Source organism: Paracoccus zhejiangensis, from assembly GCF_002847445.1.
Classification (GTDB): Bacteria; Pseudomonadota; Alphaproteobacteria; order Rhodobacterales; family Rhodobacteraceae; genus Paracoccus; species Paracoccus zhejiangensis.
This window is the reverse complement of sequence record NZ_CP025430.1, coordinates 3,677,801-3,697,521: the sequence shown is the minus strand read 5'-3', so window position 1 is coordinate 3,697,521 and position 19,721 is coordinate 3,677,801. Positions and strand designations below refer to the sequence as shown.

Sequence of the window (19,721 nt, the reverse complement as noted above, 5' to 3'; positions counted from 1 at the left end):
CAGTCACAGGATATCTTGATGGAAGAACAGCTCATCGGCCTTTTGACCCAGAACATCGCGCTGATCGTTCTGGCGATCGTCATCTTCGTTACCGTCAGCAAGGCCGTTCGCATCGTGCCGCAATCCGAGAAATACGTGGTCGAGCGCTTTGGCCGGCTGCGTGCGGTTCTGGGGCCGGGGATCAACTTCATCGTCCCCTATCTGGACCGGGTGGCGCACAAGATCTCGATCCTCGAGCGGCAATTGCCGACCACGCGGCAGGACGCGATCACCGCCGACAACGTGCTGGTGCAGGTCGAAACCTCGGTATTCTATCGCATCATCGAGCCGGAAAAGACCGTCTACCGCATCCGCGACGTGGACGCCGCCATCTCGACCACGGTCGCCGGCATCGTGCGCTCGGAAATCGGCACGATGGAGCTGGATCAGGTCCAGTCGAACCGCGCCCATCTGATCGAACGCATCCGCGAATCGCTGGCCAATATCGTCGATGACTGGGGCATCGAGGTCACCCGGGCCGAGATCCTCGACGTGAACTTGGACGAGGCCACCCGCGCCGCCATGCTGCAACAGCTGAACGCTGAGCGCGCCCGGCGCGCGCAGGTGACCGAGGCCGAGGGGCGCCGCCGCGCCACCGAACTGGCCGCGGACGGCGACCTCTATGCCGCCGAACAGCAGGCCAAGGCCAAGCGAATCCTGGCCGAGGCCGAGGCCTTTGCCACCACCGCTATCGCCGAGGCCATCGCCAAGGGCGGGCTAGAAGCTGCGCAATACCAGGTGGCGATGAAGCAAGTCGAGGCGCTGACCACCGTGGGGCAAGGCAGCGGCAAGCAGACGGTGATCCTGCCCGCCGCCGCGCTCGACAGCTTCACGGATGCCTTCCGCCTGCTGACAGGGGCGCGCAAATGAACTGGGAGAACGGCTGGCTCTGGCTGATTGCGGCGCTGGTTCTGGCGCTGCTGGAACTGCTGGTGCCGGCATGGGCGTTTCTGGGCGTCGCCATCGCCGTCGCGCTCATGGGGCTGGTGTTGCTGATCGGTCTCTGGTCCGGCGGTCTGCCGATGGCGCTGGTCGTGACCGCGATCCTCTCGGGGCTGATCTGGTATCTGCTGCGCCGCCTCGCCGGGGTGCGCAAGGATCAGGTCCGGGTCTGGGACCGCGACATCAACGACAATGACTGAAGCTGAGGACGACTTCGCCGCGACGAAGCTTCTGCTGACCCGTGACGGCGACATGCTGACCCATCTGCGCGACGAGATCGACAGCATCCCCTTTCCCGGTCACTGGGACCTGCCCGGCGGCGGTCGCGAGGCTAACGAGACGCCGATGGAATGCGGGCTACGCGAACTTTTCGAGGAATACGGCCTGACGCTACCGCCCGAGCGGCTGACAGCGCGGGCCTTTCCCTCGATGTCGCGCCCCGGCCTGTCCTCCTGGCTGTTGGTTGGCACCATCACCGAGGCCGAGATCGCCGCGATCCGCTTTGGCGACGAGGGGCAGGAATGGCGGATGATGCCGATTGCCGACTATCTGGCCCATCCGCTTTCGGTTCCGGCCTTCCGCGGCTGGATCAGATCGGCGCTCCACCTCGGCTGATCACCTGACCCCGGCGATCGCTCGCACCACGGTTTGCAGCCTGCGACCCTTGACCGACCAGCTTGTGGCAATGGCGGCACTGGCCAGCACTTCGAGCCAGAAGACCGGGTTCCATGATTCAAGATCAGACCCGAGCGGCGTGAACTGCACCAGCCCGATCAGCAGCAAGGCGGCGATGATGATCCAGCCGCAGGCGCGATAGATGCGATTCGCGCCGCGCTTCAGCGGTTCGCCGTCGTCACCGCGGGTGAAGAGGCAGACGAAGGTGACGGCCATTGCCCCGAAGAACAGCAGGGCCGCAGCGAAATGCACCACGCGGGTGAATTGCAGGCCGAAGACGCACTGGGTCAACGTGCAGACCACCTCCGGCGCGCCCGGCTCGGGTATGGTCGGCCAAAGCGCGATCCCGGCCGCACCAAGGGCCGCAGCCCGCGACAGATTGCGGTCGGTCAGCCAGTTAGCCTCGACGGGGCGATAGCCCTCGTAACTCCACAGAAACACCGCCTGCGCGCAGAGCGTGCCGACGAAGATCTCGCGCATGGGCGAGTAGTAATAGGACGAGAGGCTGCCCCGGATGCCCTCGCCGCTGAGGATGCCATATGCGATCAGCGCCAATGGCAGGAACAGCCCCAACAGGCCGATGGCCCGGCGCACGGCGAGGAAGGACAGGACCAGATCATTCTCGGCCCGCTGCCTGATGCCTGACAGATCCTGATCCATCGCCCGCCCTCCGCATGGTGTCGGGAAGGTGGCAGGCGGTGGCCGTGGCGGTCAACTGCGGATTGCCCGAAGGGCGTCAGCCGTTCGGATGGACGGCCTGCGGCGAGGCCATCTCGGCCAGGATCGCCTCGGCCGCCGCGCGCGGGTTCGGGGCTTTCCAGATCGGGCGACCGACGACGATGTGATCGACCCCCGCAGCGATGGCGCTGGCCGGGGTTTCGACCCGCTTCTGATCGCCCAGATCAGCCCCCGCGGGCCGCACGCCGGGGGTCACGATCAGCCCCGCATTGGGCAGGGCCCGGATTGCCGCCGCCTCGCGCGGTGAACAGATGATCCCGTCCGCGCCCGCGTCAAAGGCGCGCGCGGCCCGTTCCACGGTGATCTCGTGAATGTCACCCGGCAGGATCAGCCCGGCATCCAGATCGGCGCGATTGAGCGAAGTCAGGATGGTCACGCCCAGAATTCTCGTATTGCTGCCCGCCGCGCCCTCCTTGGCCGCGCGGACCACGTGCGGATCGCCATGGACGGTCAGGAAATCCAGATCGAACTGCGCCAGCCCGCGCACCGCCGCCTCGACCGTCGCGCCGATGTCATAGAGCTTCATGTCCAGGAAGATGCGCTTGCCATGCTCCTCCTTCAGCTCGTTGGCCAGCGCCAGCCCACCCCCGGTCAGCATCCCCAAACCGATCTTGTAGAAACTGACGGAATCGCCCAGCTTCCCTGCCAGTTCCAACCCCGCAATCGCATTCGGCACGTCCAGCGCCACGATCAGCCTGTCGTCCATCTCGACCTCCTGCAGATTGTGAAAACTTTGGGCTTATGCCATGATTTTTTCTGTCTTGAAAGGGTGTCGGGGCGTGACCAAATGGTCAGTGAAGACCCGCACCTGACCATGCCTTGATGGGTGGTCCGACAGCGGGGGCTAATCAGAAGGAGACTACTGCCGATGAACATGGAAAAGTTCACCGAGCGGTCTCGCGGCTTCATGCAGGCTGCGCAGACCATCGCGATCCGCGACGAGAACCAGCGGGTCATGCCCGAACACCTGCTGAAGGCCCTGATGGACGACGATCAGGGATTCGCAACGAACCTCATCACCAAATCCGGAGGCGATGCCCGCGCCGTGCGTCAGGCGGTTGATCAGGCCGTGGCCAAGCTGCCCAAGGTCTCGGGCGGCAATGGACAGGTCTATGTCGATCCCTCGATGGTCCGCGTGCTGGACGAGGCCGAGCAGCTGGCTAAGAAGGCCGGCGACAGCTTCGTGCCGGCCGAGCGCATCCTGACCGCGCTGGCGATCGTCAACACCAATGCCAAGGACGCGCTGACCGCCGGCCGCGTCACCGCGCAGAACCTGAACGCCGCCATCAACGAGATCCGCAAGGGCCGCACCGCCGACACGGCCAGCGCCGAGGAAGGCTATGAGGCGCTGTCGAAATACGCCCGCGACCTGACCGCCGCCGCCGAGGAAGGCAAGATCGACCCGATCATCGGCCGCGACGAGGAAATTCGCCGCGCCATGCAGGTGCTGTCGCGCCGCACCAAGAACAACCCGGTGCTGATCGGCGAGCCCGGCGTCGGCAAGACTGCCATCGCCGAGGGTCTGGCGCTGCGCATCGTCGATGGCGATGTGCCCGAGAGCCTGAAGAACAAGAAGCTGATGGCGCTGGACATGGGCGCGCTGATCGCCGGGGCGAAATATCGCGGCGAGTTCGAGGAGCGGCTGAAATCCATCCTGAAGGAGATCGAGTCCGCTGCCGGCGAGATCATCCTCTTCATCGACGAGCTGCACACGCTGGTCGGCGCCGGCAAGACCGATGGCGCCATGGATGCCGCCAACCTGATCAAGCCCGCGCTGGCCCGGGGCGAGCTGCATTGCGTCGGCGCCACCACGCTGGACGAATACCGCAAATATATCGAGAAGGACGCGGCCCTTGCCCGCCGCTTCCAGCCGGTGCTGGTCGAACAGCCGACGGTCGAGGACACCATCTCGATCCTGCGCGGCATCAAGGAGAAATACGAACTGCATCACGGCGTCCGCATCTCGGACGCGGCGCTGGTGGCTGCGGCGGAACTGTCGAACCGCTACATCACCGACCGCTTCCTGCCCGACAAGGCCATCGACCTCGTGGACGAGGCCGCCAGCCGGCTGCGCATGGAAGTGGACAGCAAGCCCGAGGAACTGGATGCGCTGGATAGACAGATCCTGCAGATGCAGATCGAGGCCGAGGCGCTGAAGAAAGAGGATGACGCTGCCAGCAAGGACCGGCTGGAGCGGCTGGAAAAGGATCTCTCGGACCTGCAGGAGCGCAGCAGCGAGATGACCGCCCGCTGGCAGGCCGAGCGGGACAAGCTTGAAGGCTCGCGCAACCTCAAGGAGCAGCTGGAAAAGGCCCGGGCCGAACTGGACCAGGCCAAGCGCGAGGGCAACCTGGCCCGCGCGGGCGAACTGTCCTATGGCATCATCCCCGGCCTCGAAAAGAAGCTGGCTGAAGCCGATGGCAGCAGCGGCGACGGCATGATGGTCGAGGAAAGCGTCCGCCCCGAGCAGATCGCCGAGGTGGTCGAGCGCTGGACCGGCATCCCGACGACCAAGATGCTGGAAGGCGAGCGTGACAAGCTGCTGAAGATGGAAGAAATCCTCGGCAAGCGCGTCATCGGCCAGTCCGAAGCCGTCACCGCCATCTCGAAATCCGTCCGCCGCGCCCGCGCCGGCCTGAATGACGAGAACCGGCCGCTGGGGTCCTTCCTGTTCCTCGGCCCGACCGGCGTCGGCAAGACCGAGCTGACCAAGGCGATGGCCGAATACATGTTCGACGACGAATCGGCGATGATCCGCATCGACATGTCCGAGTTCATGGAAAAGCACTCGGTCGCCCGCCTGATCGGCGCACCTCCGGGCTATGTCGGCTATGACGAAGGCGGCGTGCTGACCGAGGCCGTGCGGCGGCGTCCCTATGCGGTGATCCTGTTCGATGAGGTCGAGAAGGCGCATCCGGATGTCTTCAACGTGCTGTTGCAGGTGCTGGATGACGGGCAGCTGACCGATGGTCAGGGCCGGCGCGTGGACTTCAAGAACACGCTGATCGTGCTGACCTCGAACCTCGGTTCCCATGCGCTGTCGACCCTGCCCGACAATGCCGATTCCGGCGAGGCGCGGAAGGAAGTGATGGATGCGGTGCGGGCCCATTTCCGCCCCGAATTCCTGAACCGGCTGGACGAGATCATCATCTTCCGCCGCCTGACGCGTGAGAACATGGACGGGATCGTCCGCATTCAACTGTGGCTGCTGGAACAGCGCCTTGCGCAACGCAAGATCACACTGGACCTGGACGAGAAGGCGATGAAATGGCTGGCCGACGAGGGCTATGATCCGGTCTTCGGCGCCCGTCCGCTGAAGCGCGTCATCCAGCGCGCCCTGCAGGACCCGCTGGCCGAGATGCTGCTTTCGGGCGAGGTACTGGACGGCCAGACCGTCCAGGTCAGCGCCAACGAGAACGGCCTGCTGGTCGGCAACCATGTCGGCACCGCCGGGCACAAGCTGGGCGCGGTCGGCGAGGGCTCGCGCAGCAACACGGTTCACTGAACTGAAGAGAGAAGTGAAAAGGCCCCGGAGAGTCCGGGGCCTTTTTCATTGGAGCCAACTTGGATCAGGTCAGGCCATAGAACGCCCGCGCTGTGCCTTCGAACACCTGTTCCCTGTCTTCGGATGACAGCCCGGCGGTCAGGTCCATCGCGGCCTGATGCCAGCCCGCATAGTTGCCCGCGAGGTTCACCACCGGCCAGTCGCTGCCCCACATGACCCGGCCCGCACCGAAGCGGTCCAGCACATGCGCCGCATGGGCAGTCAGGTCAGCCATGGTCCAGTCCGGTCCGATCTCGGTGACCATGCCCGACAACTTGCACCAGACATTCGGCAGGGCCGCCAGCGCATCCATGCCGCTGAGCCAGACGGCCTCGGGCGCTTGCTCGCCCCCAATCCTCGGCTTCGCCATGTGATCGATGACGATGCGCAGATCGGGATGATGGGAAGCGAGGCGCGCGATCGCCTCCAGATGGCGCGGCTGGACCAGCGCATCAAAGCAGAGGCCGGTCGCCGCCATGTGGCGCAAGGCGGGCTCTGCTGCGGGCTGCAGGATCCAGTCCGTGTCCTCAATGCCCTGCAGCATGGGCCGCAATCCCTTCAGCGCCGGGTCAGCCTGCAGCCGTTCGATGGTCGCAACCGCATCCGGCGCGGTCAGTTCCACCCAGCCCACGACACCGGCGACGAACGGCGTGCGGGCGGCGATCTGCAGCAGGAACTCCGTCTCGGCCACCGTTGGTGTCGCCTGAACCAGAACGGTCTGGTCGATCCCTGCCGCCTCGATCAGCGGCGCAAGGTCCGACGGGCCGAAATCACGGAAGATCGGCTCCACATCCGCGTTGGGCCAGGCATAATCACCGCGACCCAATTGCCAGAAATGCTGATGTGCATCGATCATGCGAAGCCCCCTCCGTTCCGGACCGTTCGTCCATAATGATAAAAAACACTATCGAGACGGCAAATGCCCTGTCAATCGGTCTGGCGGTCACGCCAGCTGGTTCACCCGCAGCGAGGCGATCAGCGTTTCCTTCGAGGTCGCCAGGTGCGCCTGCATCGCGGCCTGCGCCGCAATCGGATCGCGGGACCGCATCGCCGCGATGATCCGCCGGTGCTCGCCGATGGCCGCCTTGTTCCGGTCGCGCTCCAGCTGCTTGTCCCATTGGTAATGGTAGTGGAAGATCAGCGAGATGACCTTCTGGAAATCGGTGATGAAGCGGTTCCTGACAACACCGTTCACCACCGCATGGAAGTCCTCGTCCAGCCGAGAAAATGCGTGGAAATCGCTGTCGATCCGGTCGAGCAGGTCCAGATGAGCGCGGTCGAGCCGGTCCAGTTCGGCCCAGACCGGATCGCCGTCGGGCAGTTGGGTTACACAGCGCGCCGCGTTCACTTCCAGCAGCAGCCGGAAGTCCGACAGCTCCACGGCATAATCGGCGGTGAAGCCCAGAAGCCGCCAGCCGCCGCGCGAGCGCCGCTCGACCAGTCCGAACTGACCGAGACCCGCGAGGAATTCCTGCAGAAGATGTGGCGGCACCGAGAAGCGCTTGGCCAGTCGCGCCACGTTCAAGGGCGTGCCGGCCGGTACGTCAAAGCGCAGGACCCATTCCAGAAAGCGGCGCTCCAATTCGCGCAGCGAGATATACTCCTCGCGCTCGGCCAGACGGTCCTTCTTGCGCGTCGCCCTGAGCAGCGGCTTGTGCCGCCCATCAAGCCCGATGATGCCGCTTTCCGCCAGCCGCTTCAGCACCGAACGCACGACCGTCCGGCTGACCTTCAACGTTTCGGCCAGTTTCATCTCGGACGGCAGGGCATCGCCGGGCGTCAGACCGCCTAGATGATCCAAGGCCTGATTGTATGCCGCACGAAATCGGCTGTCGGTCCGGGCCATGCTGTCCTGTACATTTGTACTGATCGATTAAAAACAGTTTACAGCGCCGAATTCCTTCGTCTAGTGTTCTTTATCATAAAAGCCCGAAAGCGACGGGAGGCGCTTGGAATGGCAAGGACGATGCTGTGCGGCACCTGCGTCACCCCGGGCCAGTTCGCCCTGACCGAGGTCGATCTGCCGGAAACCGCCCCCGAAGGCTGGGTGCTGGTCGACATCGCCGCCGTGGGGCTGTGCGGCACCGATTTCCACATCTTCGCGGGCAAGCATCCCTACCTGAATTATCCGCGCGTGATCGGCCACGAACTGTCCGGCCGCGTCGCAGCCGATGCGGCGGGCTGGGCCGCGGGCGATGCGGTGGTCATCAACCCCTATCTCGCCTGCGGGGATTGTCGGGCCTGCCAGCGTGGCAAGCCGAATTGCTGCGCCCGGATCGAGGTGCTGGGCGTGCATCGGGATGGCGGTCTTTGCGCAAGGATCGCGGTGCCAGCGGGGAACCTCTACCCGGCGGGCGACCTGCCATTGCACGCAGCGGCGATGGTCGAGTTTCTGGCCATCGGTGCCCATGCCGTGCGCCGGGGCGAGGTTGCGGCGGGCGACCGGGTGCTGGTCACCGGCGCCGGACCCATCGGGCTTGGCGCGGCGCTGTTCGCGCGGCTGAGGGGGGCGGAGGTGCATCTGCTGGACACCACGCCCGCGCGACTGGCGCAGGCGGAAGGGCTGGGGTTTCACCAGCTGCGCGGCAGCATCGACCCGGCAGCCTCTGATGGCTTCGACGTGGTCTTCGACGCCACCGGCCATGCAGGCGCGATCGAGGCTGGCTTTGCCCATGTGGCTCATGGTGGGAGTTATGTCCTGATCTCCATCGTGCAGGACCGCATCGGCTTCTCGGACCCCGAGTTCCACAAGCGCGAGATGCGGCTGATCGGTTCGCGCAATGCGACCGCCGAGGATTTTGAACTGGTGATGGAGGCGTTGCGTTCAGGCGCCATTCAGGCGGATGCGCTCATGTCGGAACAGATCGCACTGGCGGATCTGCCCCGGCGCCTGCCGGAACTCGCCGCCGACCGTGGCCGGCTGATCAAGGCCATCGTCACCATGGAGGCAGCAGGATGAGCGAAGTCATCCGCATGAGCGCCATCGAGAAACACTTTCCCGGCGTCCATGCCCTGCGCAATGCGCAGTTCGACCTGAGGGCCGGCGAGGTTCATGCGCTGATGGGCGAAAACGGGGCCGGCAAGTCCACGCTGATGAAGATTCTTGCGGGGATCTACAGCGCCGATAGCGGCAGCGTGCAGGTAAACGGCAGCGAGGTCCGCATCATCGGTCCCCGCGCGGCGCAGGATCTGGGGATCGGCATCATCCATCAGGAACTGGCGCTGATGCCGGACCTGACGGTGGCGCAGAACATCTTCATCGGCCGCGAACCCCGCAGCCGCTGGGGCGTGCTGGACGAGGAGCGGCTGAACCGCGACGCCGAGGCGATCTTTGCCGCGATGAAGGTGCCGCTGGACCCCACCGCCGAGGTGCGCCGGCTGACCATTGCCAAGCAGCAGATGGTCGAGATCGCCAAGGCGCTGTCCTTCCGTTCGCGCATCCTCATCATGGACGAGCCGACGGCGGCCCTGAACGAGACCGAGACGGAGGAGTTGTTCGCCATCATCCGCCGGCTGAAATCCGAGGGCGTGGCGATTGTCTATATCAGCCACAAGATGATCGAGATCCGCCGCATCTCGGACCGGGTGACGATCATGCGCGATGGCGCCTATGTCGGCACCGTCACCGCCGAGGATACGCCGATCGAGACGATCATCTCGATGATGGTCGGGCGCGAGCTGGAACAGACCAGCATCGCCATCCCCGATCTCGGCGATGCGCCCGTGGCGCTGGAGGTGCGGGGCCTGAGCGCCGGGCGGATGGTGCGCGATGTCAGCTTCACCCTGCGGCGTGGCGAGATCCTGGGTTTTGCCGGGCTGATGGGAGCAGGCCGGACCGAGGTGGCGCGGGTGATCTTTGGCGCCGATCCACGCGAGGGTGGCGAAATTCTGGTTCATGGCAGCGCCCGTCCGATCCGCAGCCCGCGCGACGCGGTGGGCGCGGGCATCGGCTACCTGTCCGAGGACCGCAAGCAGTTCGGGCTGGCCCTTGGCATCGATGTGCGCGGCAATATCGCGCTGACCTCGCTTGACCGTTTCTCGGACCGCTTCCTCAGGGTGAACGAGGCCGGGCTGGCCAAGGTCGCCACCAGCTATATCGCCAGCCTCGCCATCCGCACCCCTTCGGACCAGCAGGAGGTGCGGCTTCTCTCGGGCGGGAACCAGCAAAAGGTGGTCATCGCCAAGTGGCTGTTGCGCGACTGCGATATCCTGATCTTTGACGAGCCCACGCGCGGCATCGATGTCGGCGCCAAGGCCGAGATCTATCGGCTTCTGCAGAGCCTCGCCGAGGCCGGCAAGGCGATCATCGTGATCTCCTCGGAACTGCCAGAGGTGCTGCGCCTGTCCCATCGCATCGCCGTCATGTGCGAGGGGCGGCTGACCGGCATCCTGCCCGGCGGCCCAACCACCAGCCAGCACGAGATCATGCGCCTGGCCACCCAGCGCGACCACGCCGCAGAAGGAGCATCCGCATGACCGCAACCCCCATCGCCGCCAAGCCCCGGGCCATCGCCTCGGGCGCGCAGCAGAAGCTTCTGGCCTTCGCCAGCCTGATCGCGCTTCTGGTCTTCTTCTCGCTGGCCTCGCCGAACTTCCTGCAGACCGCCAATATCCTCGCCATCCTGCAGGCAACGAGCGTGAACGGGGTCCTGGCCATCGCCGCCACGCTGGTCATCATTACCGGCGGGATCGACCTGTCGGTCGGTACGCTGATGACCTTCACCGCCGTCATCGCCGGGGTGGTCTTGACCTTCTGGGGCCTGCCGCTGCCGCTTGGTGTCATCGCAGCCATCGCGGCGGGAACGGCCTGCGGCTTCATCTCGGGCTCCCTGGTCGCGCGGATGAAGATCCCGCCCTTCATCGCCACGCTGGGGATGATGCTGATCCTCAAGGGCCTGTCGCTGGTCATCTCGGGGACAAAGCCGATCTATTTCAACGACACCCCGTCCTTCCCGCTGATCTCGACCGGCTCGCTGATCGGGTCGATCTTTCCGGCGGTGCCGGTGCCGAATGGCGTGCTGATCCTGTTCCTTCTGGCGCTGGCGATCTCGTGGATGCTGAACCGCACCACGCTTGGCCGCTATTGCTTTGCGCTTGGCTCGAACGAAGAGGCGGTGCGGCTGTCGGGGGTGAATGCCGATGGCTGGAAGGTGGCGATCTATGCGCTGGCTGGCGGCATTTGCGGCATTGCCGGGTTGCTGATCGCCTCGCGCCTCAACTCGGCGCAGCCTGCGCTCGGTCAGGGCTACGAGCTGGACGCCATCGCCGCCGTGGTGATCGGCGGCACCTCGCTGGCGGGCGGGCGCGGCTCGATCCTTGGCACCATTATCGGCGCGCTCATCATGGGCGTGCTGCTGAACGGCCTGCGCATCATGTCCGTGGCGCAGGAATGGCAGACCGTCGTGACCGGCGCGATCATCATCTTCGCCGTTTACGCAGACATGCTGCGCCGGCGTCGTGCCGGATGACACAGAGAGAACGGACAACGTTCCAGACCCCGATACCCATCCCAACCCGGAGGAAACCAAGATGCTGAACAGACGATCCCTCATGGCCGCACTGGCCGCCGGCACGCTGCTGGCGACCAGCAGCCTCGCCATGGCGCAGGACAAGATGTACATCCCGCTGGTCTCGAAAGGCTTCCAGCACCAGTTCTGGCAGGCCGTGAAGGCAGGCGCGGACAAGGCCGCGACCGAGTTCGGCGTCGAAGTGACCTTCGAAGGGCCGGATACCGAGGCGCAGGTCGACAAGCAGATGGACATGCTGGCCGCCGCGCTGGCGAAAAAGCCCGCTGCTATCGGCTTTGCCGCACTGGACAGTCAGGCGGCCACGCCGCTGTTGAAGCAGGCGCAGGATGCGGGCATCCCGATCATCGCCTTCGACTCGGGCGTCGACAGCGACATTCCGGCGACGACCGTGACGACCGACAACCTCGCGGCGGCGGGGATGGCGGCGGACAAGATGGCCGAGCTGATCGGCGGTGCCGGCAAGGTAGCGCTGGTCGTGCATGACCAGACCTCGCGTACCGGCATCGACCGGCGCGATGGCTTCGTGAACCGGATGAAAGAGGGACATCCGGATATCGAGATCGTCGACATCCAGTATGGCGCCGGCGACCAGTTGCAATCGACCGAGATCACCAAGGCGATCCTGACCGCCAATCCCGACCTCAAGGGCATCTTCGGCGCCAATGAGGGCTCGGCCATCGGTGTGCTGAACGCGATCAAGGAGACCGGGACCACCGGCGTCACCGTCATCGGTTATGATTCCGGCACGGTGCAGAAAGAGGCCATCCGTTCCGGCGCCATGGCCGGTGCAATCACCCAGAACCCGGTCGGCATTGGTTACGAGACGGTCAAGGCTGCCATCGCCGCGACCAAGGGCGAGACGCTGGCCAAGACCATCGACTCGGGCTTCAAGTGGTATGACAAGACCAATATCGACGATCCCGAGGTTGCGGCGGTCCTCTACGACTGAGTCTCCGACCCTCATGCAAGACGCCGGTCCCGATTTCGGGGCCGGCCCTCTGACAAGGACTTTCGTGATGGATATGGGACTTGCCGGAAAACTCGTAATCGTGACCGGCGGCGGTGCCGGGATCGGCGGCGCCATTTCCGAGGCGCTGGCGGCCGAGGGCGCGGTGCCGGTGATCCTTGCCCGCCGGGCGCCCGATCCCGACTGGCTGGCCGGGCTGGGGCCGCGCGCCGGGTGGATCAAGGTCGATCTGGCGGAGGACGACCAGTGCCGGGCCGCCGTGGCCGAGGCGCGCGAGCGATACGGTGCGATCTACGGGCTGGTCAACAATGCTGGCGTGAATGACGGAGTGGGCATCGAGGCCGGGCCAGAGGCCTTTCGCGCCTCGCTGGACCAGAACCTGATCCACTACTACACGATGGTTCACCTGCTGGCCGAGGATATCAAGGCCAGCGCCGGCGCGATCGTGAACATCAGTTCCAAGACCGCCGTGACCGGACAGGGCAATACCTCGGCCTATGTCGCGGCCAAGGCGGCGCAGCTGGGCCTGACGCGGGAATGGGCGGCGGCCTTCGCACCCCATGGCGTGCGGGTGAATGCCGTCATCCCGGCCGAGGTGATGACACCGCTTTATGCCCGCTGGATTGCGACATTCGATAACCCGGACGCCAAGCTGGCCGAGATCACCGCCCGCATCCCGCTGGGGCAGCGGATGACCGAGGCCGGTGAGATTGCCGCGATGGCGGTCTTTGCCCTCTCGAACCGTGCCCGGCATCTGACCGGGCAATGGCTGTTCGTCGATGGCGGCTATACCCATCTGGACCGCGCCTTGGCCGGGGTGGGCGCGTGAGACCCGTTCGGATCACCGGCGCGAAGTTGAGGTAAGAGGGCAAGGTATCCTGATGCAACGCATGGGCATGATGATCGGGCTGAAGCCCGGGAAGGTGGCCGAGTACAAGGCGCTCCACGCGGCGGCCTGGCCCGCCGTCCTTGCGCGGATCTCGGCATCGAACATCCGCAACTACACCATCTTCCTGCGCGAGCCCGAGAATATCCTCTTTGGCACATGGGAATACCACGGCACCGATTTCGCCGCCGACATGGCCGCCATCGCCGCCGATCCGGTAACGCAGGACTGGTGGCGCCTGACCGATCCCTGCCAGGAGCCGCTGGCAAGCCGCACGGACGGCGAGTGGTGGGCGATGATGGACGAGGTGTTTCATCATGACTAGCGGATCGCGGATCCAGCGCGGAACCGATGGCTTCGTCAGCGACCTCCACTCACACGGCTAAAGCCGAAACAACGCTGATTTTAATATATGAGCTTCAATTTAAATAATTTCGCATATTTAAAATAAATCTCAATTTAAAAATAATTATGTTATTTATTAATTCGCGCAGATTCGCGCGAATATCTCTGGAGTAGGGATCGATTATGAAGGACATCTCCACCAACCCCGTCCGGGTCTCGCTGCCGGCCAGCGTCGCCTCGGATATCGACCGGCTGAAAAAGGCGGTCGGCAGCGTGCTGGGCCATCTGGGCTGCCAGGCCTGCTGCTCGGGTCACGACATCATGTTCGAACTGCAGCGCGACTTCATCTTTGAAAAGGATGTGAGCGAGCATCCGGTGTCCCTGCCGGGACGGCGCGGACTGGCGTCGGGCAAGACCCTGGATATCGGCCTCAACCCCGATGCGGCCGGCAATATCGACACGGTCTTTGCCGCCATCGACAAGCTGGCCGAACTGACCGGCCATGTCGCCTGTGCCACCGGCTGCGACTGGCGCTTCAACCTCGAACGTTCGCTGGTGCTCGACGCCCGGATGAACCTTCGCGAACAGGTGATGACCATTGGCTGACATGGCTGCATTCCAGGCCCCCAAGCTCGGAATCGGCATGATCTTCTCGACGGCGCTGAAGCCCTTCCTGCAGCGCCGTCCCACCGCACTGGATGTGCTGGAGATCGAGCCGCAGACGCTTTGGCTGGCCGATGACCCGTTCGACGGGCCCTTCTACGAATTCACCCCGGCCTTCGACATGCTTGCCGAACTGCCGCAGAAAAAGCTGGTCCATTCGGTCGGCATGCCGATCGGTGGCACCCGCCGCCCACATCCGGCGCAACTGTCTCTGCTGCGCCGCGTCGCCGAGCGACTGGACAGCCCCTGGGTCAGCGAGCACCTGTCGATCGCCGGCACCCCGCACAAGGCGGCGGGCTTCCTGCTGCCGCCGCTGCAGACCGATGAGGGCGTCCAGATCGCCGCCCGGAACATCCGCGCCTTTGCCGGAGGTGTGGGCCGCCCCGTCGCCATCGAAACCGGCGTCGCCTATTTCGCCCGCAAGGCGTTCGAGATGCCCGATGGTGAATTCGTCGCGCGCATCTGCGAGGAAACCGGCTGCGGCATCCTCTTGGACCTGCACAACCTCTACTGCAACGAGCGGAACGGCCGCATCCGGATGCAGGATTTTCTGGCGCAGATCCCGCTGGACCGGGTCTGGGAAATTCACCTGGCCGGCGGGCAGGAGATGGACGGCTACTGGCTGGACAGTCATTCCGGCGAGATGCCGGTCGACCTCGCTGCCTTCTCGCGCGAGGTGGTGCAAAGCCTGCCCAATCTCGGCGCGCTGAATTTCGAGATCTACGATACCTTCCTCGAGCGCATGGCGCCCGAGGAGCTGGACGATACGGTGAACGAGTTGCGCGAGATCTGGGACCGCGCCGGCATCAGCCGCTCGGACGCGCCGCCCGCCGCGCTTGTTCCCCGGCCAGCCACCCCCGGCCCCGCTTCCGCTGACTGGGAAGACGGCGCGACCCGCGCCGTCTGGCAGGCCGATCCCGAGCAGCATCCCTGGCCCGATGATGCCAAGGCGCTGCGGCTTTACGCCAAGCTCGCCCGCAGCTTTCGCGGCTCGATTCTGGTCCGTGCCATGCCGCGCACGCTGCGCTATCTGCTCTTGCGAGACGGCAACAGCACAGAGACGCTGCTGGGCCGCTTCCACACCGCCCGCGATCCGCGCCTTTTCACCCCGCTCGAGGCCGAGAGCTTTGCCGATTACCTGATCGGCGAGGGCGAGGATGATCCGTGGCTGCTGGCGCTTCTCGGCTATGATCTGGCCTTCCTCAGGATCGTGCGGCAGGGCAAGGCACAACTCGTCCGCTTTCCCGGTGACCCGACGACATTGTTCGAGGCGCTGGCGGTCGCGCGCCTGCCCGCGAACCTGCCTGACGGCCCGGAATGGGAGGTTGAACTCTTGCCCGATGGCTTCACTCTGGCCGACTTCACTTCCGACGCGGCGGCGCTGTAACGTCACTCTGAACAAGCACACGCAAGCCATTGACAGGACGGCACCCTGCGGCGACACCCGCGCTGTTTCACCAGCCCGAAAGCTCCCCCGATGCGCCTCTTTGCCGCCCTGCCCTGCCTCACCCTCCTCGCCACGCTGGCCGCCTGTACCGGCGATGCCCCCGCCTCGAACGAATTGCAGCTTGAAAATGACGGCGGCGGCAAGTTTAGCGGCAAGGCCGGACCGGAATGGACCGGCGCCGAGCTGAAGCAGGAGGCCGCAACCTCGGTCTGCGGCGGGGCGGAACCGGCGACGTTCAAACTGAGCCGCAAGAAGGATGTGTGGAGTTTCAAGGGTAAGTGTTGAGCACTAAGTGACGTGGCGGCGGGGCAGGCATTGCCCTCGCGTCACGCTTGCCGAAACAGGGCGTCCTCCGCATATTGACGCGAACGTCAAGGAGGACTCCATGCTGCCGCCGATCCTGCAGAACCTGCGCATTCCCGTCGTCGCCTCGCCCATGTTCATCGTTTCTGGCCCGGACCTGGTGATCGCCCAATGCAAGGCCGGCATCGTCGGCAGCTTTCCGGCGCTCAATGCCCGCGAAAAGGACGGCGATCCGATCCAGCTGGAAGCCTGGCTCACGCGCATCACCGAGGAGTTGGATCGCCACAACCAGGCCAATCCCGACCGCCCGGCCGCACCCTTTGCCGTCAACCAGATCGTCCATCGCAGCAATGCCCGGCTGGAACGCGATATCGAGATCTGCCACCGCCACCGGGTACCGATCTGGATCACCTCGCTTGGCGCCCGGACCGAGGTGAACGCCGCCGCCCATGACTGCGGCGCCATCGCGCTGCATGACATCATCAACAATGTCTTTGCCAAGAAGGCCATCGAGAAGGGCGCCGACGGGCTGATCGCCGTGGCCGCGGGTGCCGGTGGCCATGCCGGCCCGCAATCACCCTTCGCGCTGATCCAGGAGATTCGCGACTGGTTCAATGGACCGCTGCTGCTGTCGGGCGCCATCGCCACCGGTCGCGCCATTCTGGCGGCCCGCGCCATGGGGGCCGATCTGGCCTATATCGGCAGCCCCTTCATCGCCACAGAGGAAGCCAACGCGCCCGCCGAATACAAGGACATGATCGTCGAATCGGACGCGATGGATATCGTCACCTCCTCGCTTTTCACCGGGGTGTCGGGCAATTACCTCGCGCCCTCGATCCGAAATGCCGGCCTCGACCCCGAGGCGCTGGCCCATGCCGATGCGAGCAGCATGGATTTCGGCCAAGGTTCGTCGAAGCCCAAGGCGTGGAGCACGATCTGGGGCTCGGGTCAGGGCATCGGCGCGGTGCGCGAGATCCAGCCGGCGGGGCAGCTGGTCGACCGTCTGGCGGGCGAATATGCCGCCGCCAAGGCCGAACTCTCCTCGATGTAAGCTCAACGCCCTTCCAAAAAACCAAAGGCCCGCCATACGATTGGCGGGCCTACTGCTGTCGGAATGGTGGATCGGATCAGCTGTTATTCGCCGCCGAGAAAGTCGCCGGCTCGCCAGTGACGGTCACGATGCTGCCCACGCGCTCGAAATTGTACAGCGTTTCCTCGTGGCCGGGCAGCGAAAAGCTGACATCATCACCATCGCTCAGTGCCATCACCAGCCGCTGCGGCTGGTCGGGGGCGGCGTCGCTGACATAGGTGGCGACCAGCTCGTAGGCGCCGGCCTCGCCATCGGTGAAATAGAGGCTCATGTCGACGCTCTCGCCTTGCAGGGTCACGCCGTTCTGCGGCGCGGTCAGGGTGACGCTTTCGGCCAGAACGGCGGCGGGGGCGAGGGTTGCCAGCAGGGCGGCGGCGGCAAGTTTCAGGGTCATGTCGGATCTCCCATTGAGATGCGGTGTTTCGATGACTGGACAAATGGGGCCTGCGACAGAATAATAAAAATCGATCCACGATATGATTGGCATAACCCACATGGATTTACGCCGAAGCGATCTCGGCCTGCTGGTCTCGCTCGACGCGCTGCTGACCGAGCGAAGCGTGACCGCCGCCGCCCGCCGTCTTGGCATCAGCCAGCCAGCCCTCTCGGCGCAACTCGCGCGGCTGCGCGACCTGATGGGGGATGAAATTCTGGTCGGCAATGCCCATGGCATGGTCGCGACGCCGCGCGCGCAGGCGCTGCAGGCGCCGCTGCACGCGCTGCTCGCGGACATGTCTGACCTGATCTTTGCCGAGACCGATTTCGACCCCGCCACCGGCAACCGGCATTTCCACATCGCTGCCACCGACGTGTCGCTGGCGGTGATCCTTCCCTCGGTGCTGAACACGATCTGCGCCGAGGCGCCGGGCATCCGCATCACCACAGGCTCGCTCGATCATGACGACATGGTGACGGCTGCCGAGACCGGGAAGCTCGATCTGGTTATCACGGCGGCCACGCGGATGCCGCAAGGCTTCCAGACCACCCGCCTGCTGACTGCGCCCAATTGCGTGATCTGGCGACAGGGCCATCCGCGCCTGACGGGTGCCATCACGCTTGATCAGTTCTGCGACCTGTCGCAGCTGAATGTCACCCCGGTCGAGGGCAGCTTTCAGGGTCCGATCGACCAGATCCTGACTGCGATGGGCCGCAAGCGCCGGATCAGCGCCTCGATCTCCAGCTATGTGCTCGCGCCGGCGCTGGTTCGGGCGACGGATTTTGTCGCTGTGCTGCCGGAGATCATCCTCCGTTTCGACGGCACGGGGCTGGTCTCATCTCCCCTTCCCTTCGCGCAAGACCCGCCGGCCATCAGCCTTGGCTGGCATCCGCGCTTTCGCAATGACCGCGCCCATCACTGGCTGCGACAGTTGATCATCGACACCTGCCGCCGGCTTGAGCGCCAGGCGGGCGGATCCCCGAGCTAGGGCCGCGCGACCACCGTCAACCACTCTGTCGGCTCGCCGCGATAACCGCCGCCATGCCTCTGATCGATGGACAGATCGTCAAAGCCGGCGCTGCGGAAGGCGGTCTCCAGCGCCTCGCGCGTGGGTCGGTTGAAATAGCGCCCGGCAGCATCCCGGCCTGCCGCGCCGCCGGTCTTGAAGGTTGCGACCAGAACACCGCCCGGACGCAGGGCCCGGCGTACCCGGACGAGGATTTCGGGCAGGCCTGCAAACGGGACATGCAACAGGCTGGCATTGGCCAGAACGGCATCATAGCGCGCCACGACCGCCAGTTCATCGAAGCGCATCTGGCGCACAGTCATCCCGGTCCGCGCCCGCGCCTCGGCCACCATCTCGGCCGAGCCATCGGTCGCGTCGACCCGGAACCCCGCGGCCAGCAAGGCCGCCGCTTCGCGCCCGGCACCGCAACCCAGTTCCAGTACCTCGGCCCCCTCGGGCAGCAGGGCGATGAAATCGGAAAGGCCGGCCCAGATCCGGCCGGCCCCCTCGTTCGCATAGTCGGAGGACGACTGCGCATAAAAGCGCAGGGTCTCGTCATCCGAGAAGCGGCTCACGCGTGCTCCAGCAGCGCCTCGCCCGCCGTGACGGTGCAGACGCCGGGCGAGTCCTCGATCTGGATCACCTGGACCGACCCGTCCGAGGTCAGCATGGCGCAGCGCTTGCAGCGACCGAAAAGGCCGGCCGGCGGGGCGTCGAAATCCAGACCCATGGCGCGGGTGACGCTGCCATCGGCATCGGCCAGAACCTCGATCCCGGCGGCTTCGGCGCCGGTTTCCTTGCCCCAGGCGGTGGCCACGAAGGCATCGTTCACGGTCAGGCAGATGATCCGGTCCACGCCCTTGGCGCGGAACTGGTCGGCGGTGCGGATGAAGCTGGGCATATGCGCGGTGGTGCAGGTGCCGGTATAGGCACCGGGCAGACCAAAGATCGCCACGCGGCCCGAGGCCAGCTCGGCCATGTCCACCGGCTCGGGCCGGCCACTCTCGTTCAGCCGCATCAGATTGCCCTCGGGCAGCGTGTCACCAACCTTGATCGTCATGCGCTCTCTCCATCAATTGCAACAGATTCGCGGCGAATATAGGGTGCAGGCC

22 protein-coding genes are annotated in these 19,721 nt (G+C 65.2%); 15 read left to right on the top strand and 7 right to left on the bottom strand.

The genetic code is table 11. The annotated features are described in order from the left end of the window. Positions 1-18: 18 nt before the first annotated feature. Genes CX676_RS17955 through CX676_RS17945 form a run of 3 tightly spaced genes read left to right on the top strand, consistent with a single transcriptional unit; the run spans position 19 to position 1,596 of the window. Positions 19-909, top strand: coding sequence for an SPFH domain-containing protein (locus CX676_RS17955; RefSeq protein ID WP_101753785.1), 891 nt, complete (start codon positions 19-21; stop codon positions 907-909). After that, positions 906-1,181 carry a hypothetical protein gene (locus CX676_RS17950; RefSeq protein WP_101753784.1) on the top strand — a complete coding sequence of 92 codons (276 nt, stop codon included), beginning with the start codon at positions 906-908 and terminating at the stop codon, positions 1,179-1,181. The genes CX676_RS17955 and CX676_RS17950 overlap by 4 nt, the downstream gene beginning before the upstream one ends. Further along, positions 1,174-1,596 carry an NUDIX hydrolase gene (locus CX676_RS17945; RefSeq protein WP_198590240.1) on the top strand — a complete coding sequence of 141 codons (423 nt, stop codon included), beginning with the start codon at positions 1,174-1,176 and terminating at the stop codon, positions 1,594-1,596. Before CX676_RS17950 ends, CX676_RS17945 begins: the two co-directional genes overlap by 8 nt. Here CX676_RS17945 and CX676_RS17940 read toward each other — a convergent pair whose 3' ends face one another. Both CX676_RS17940 and pyrF read right to left on the bottom strand, forming a co-directional pair. Beyond that, positions 1,597-2,316, bottom strand: a complete 720-nt coding sequence (locus CX676_RS17940; protein ID WP_101753783.1) for a DUF998 domain-containing protein — start codon at positions 2,314-2,316, stop codon at positions 1,597-1,599. Positions 2,317-2,392: 76 nt separating this feature from the next. Next, positions 2,393-3,100 (bottom strand): orotidine-5'-phosphate decarboxylase, encoded by a 708-nt coding sequence (pyrF, locus tag CX676_RS17935; RefSeq protein ID WP_101753782.1) that lies wholly within the window; start codon positions 3,098-3,100, stop codon positions 2,393-2,395. 162 nt (positions 3,101-3,262) lie between these two features. Here pyrF and clpB point away from each other — a divergent pair, with 162 nt between their 5' ends. Next, positions 3,263-5,899: an ATP-dependent chaperone ClpB gene (gene clpB / locus CX676_RS17930; RefSeq protein WP_101753781.1), complete on the top strand. Its 2,637-nt coding sequence runs from the start codon at positions 3,263-3,265 to the stop codon at positions 5,897-5,899. Between the two features lie 64 nt (positions 5,900-5,963). Here clpB and CX676_RS17925 read toward each other — a convergent pair whose 3' ends face one another. After that, a complete protein-coding gene (locus CX676_RS17925; protein WP_101753780.1) occupies positions 5,964-6,794 on the bottom strand; it encodes an amidohydrolase family protein in 831 nt (276 codons plus the stop codon). 87 nt (positions 6,795-6,881) lie between these two features. Continuing rightward, positions 6,882-7,784: a GntR family transcriptional regulator gene (locus CX676_RS17920; protein ID WP_101753779.1), complete on the bottom strand. Its 903-nt coding sequence runs from the start codon at positions 7,782-7,784 to the stop codon at positions 6,882-6,884. Positions 7,785-7,892: 108 nt separating this feature from the next. Here CX676_RS17920 and CX676_RS17915 point away from each other — a divergent pair, with 108 nt between their 5' ends. From CX676_RS17915 to CX676_RS17870, 10 genes are all read left to right on the top strand, one after another. Beyond that, a complete protein-coding gene (locus tag CX676_RS17915; protein WP_101753778.1) occupies positions 7,893-8,897 on the top strand; it encodes a zinc-binding alcohol dehydrogenase family protein in 1,005 nt (334 codons plus the stop codon). Further along, positions 8,894-10,414: a sugar ABC transporter ATP-binding protein gene (locus tag CX676_RS17910; RefSeq protein ID WP_101753777.1), complete on the top strand. Its 1,521-nt coding sequence runs from the start codon at positions 8,894-8,896 to the stop codon at positions 10,412-10,414. The genes CX676_RS17915 and CX676_RS17910 overlap by 4 nt, the downstream gene beginning before the upstream one ends. Next, complete coding sequence (locus CX676_RS17905) at positions 10,411-11,406, top strand: ABC transporter permease (protein WP_101753776.1); 996 nt, start codon at positions 10,411-10,413, stop codon at positions 11,404-11,406. The genes CX676_RS17910 and CX676_RS17905 overlap by 4 nt, the downstream gene beginning before the upstream one ends. Before the next feature lie 61 nt (positions 11,407-11,467). After that, the gene (locus tag CX676_RS17900) at positions 11,468-12,415 is read left to right on the top strand and encodes an ABC transporter substrate-binding protein (RefSeq protein ID WP_101753775.1); all 948 of its coding nucleotides are present in this window, start codon (positions 11,468-11,470) and stop codon (positions 12,413-12,415) included. A gap of 67 nt (positions 12,416-12,482) precedes the next feature. After that, the gene (locus CX676_RS17895) at positions 12,483-13,262 is read left to right on the top strand and encodes an L-fucose dehydrogenase (protein ID WP_101753774.1); all 780 of its coding nucleotides are present in this window, start codon (positions 12,483-12,485) and stop codon (positions 13,260-13,262) included. 52 nt (positions 13,263-13,314) lie between these two features. Beyond that, positions 13,315-13,644, top strand: coding sequence for an L-rhamnose mutarotase (locus tag CX676_RS17890; RefSeq protein WP_101753773.1), 330 nt, complete (start codon positions 13,315-13,317; stop codon positions 13,642-13,644). A 203-nt stretch (positions 13,645-13,847) separates the two neighbouring features. After that, complete coding sequence (locus CX676_RS17885; RefSeq protein WP_101753772.1) at positions 13,848-14,270, top strand: hypothetical protein; 423 nt, start codon at positions 13,848-13,850, stop codon at positions 14,268-14,270. A 1-nt stretch (position 14,271) separates the two neighbouring features. Then, complete coding sequence (locus CX676_RS17880; protein ID WP_101753771.1) at positions 14,272-15,714, top strand: DUF692 domain-containing protein; 1,443 nt, start codon at positions 14,272-14,274, stop codon at positions 15,712-15,714. A 90-nt stretch (positions 15,715-15,804) separates the two neighbouring features. Continuing rightward, entirely contained in the window at positions 15,805-16,059 is a 255-nt protein-coding gene (locus tag CX676_RS17875; RefSeq protein ID WP_101753770.1) for a hypothetical protein, read from the top strand. Between the two features lie 100 nt (positions 16,060-16,159). After that, positions 16,160-17,128 (top strand): NAD(P)H-dependent flavin oxidoreductase, encoded by a 969-nt coding sequence (locus CX676_RS17870; RefSeq protein WP_101753769.1) that lies wholly within the window; start codon positions 16,160-16,162, stop codon positions 17,126-17,128. A 76-nt stretch (positions 17,129-17,204) separates the two neighbouring features. On the opposite strand, the gene CX676_RS17865 is transcribed toward CX676_RS17870, so the two are convergent. Continuing rightward, a complete protein-coding gene (locus tag CX676_RS17865; RefSeq protein WP_101753768.1) occupies positions 17,205-17,561 on the bottom strand; it encodes a hypothetical protein in 357 nt (118 codons plus the stop codon). Between the two features lie 100 nt (positions 17,562-17,661). Between CX676_RS17865 and CX676_RS17860 the strand changes: the two genes are divergently transcribed. Next, positions 17,662-18,591 (top strand): LysR family transcriptional regulator, encoded by a 930-nt coding sequence (locus tag CX676_RS17860; protein WP_198590239.1) that lies wholly within the window; start codon positions 17,662-17,664, stop codon positions 18,589-18,591. On the opposite strand, the gene CX676_RS17855 is transcribed toward CX676_RS17860, so the two are convergent. Both CX676_RS17855 and CX676_RS17850 read right to left on the bottom strand, forming a co-directional pair. Continuing rightward, positions 18,588-19,184, bottom strand: a complete 597-nt coding sequence (locus CX676_RS17855; RefSeq protein ID WP_101753766.1) for a class I SAM-dependent methyltransferase — start codon at positions 19,182-19,184, stop codon at positions 18,588-18,590. The genes CX676_RS17860 and CX676_RS17855 overlap by 4 nt on opposite strands. Further along, entirely contained in the window at positions 19,181-19,669 is a 489-nt protein-coding gene (locus CX676_RS17850) for a peroxiredoxin (RefSeq protein WP_101753765.1), read from the bottom strand. Before CX676_RS17850 ends, CX676_RS17855 begins: the two co-directional genes overlap by 4 nt. Between the last annotated feature and the right edge of the window lie 52 nt (positions 19,670-19,721).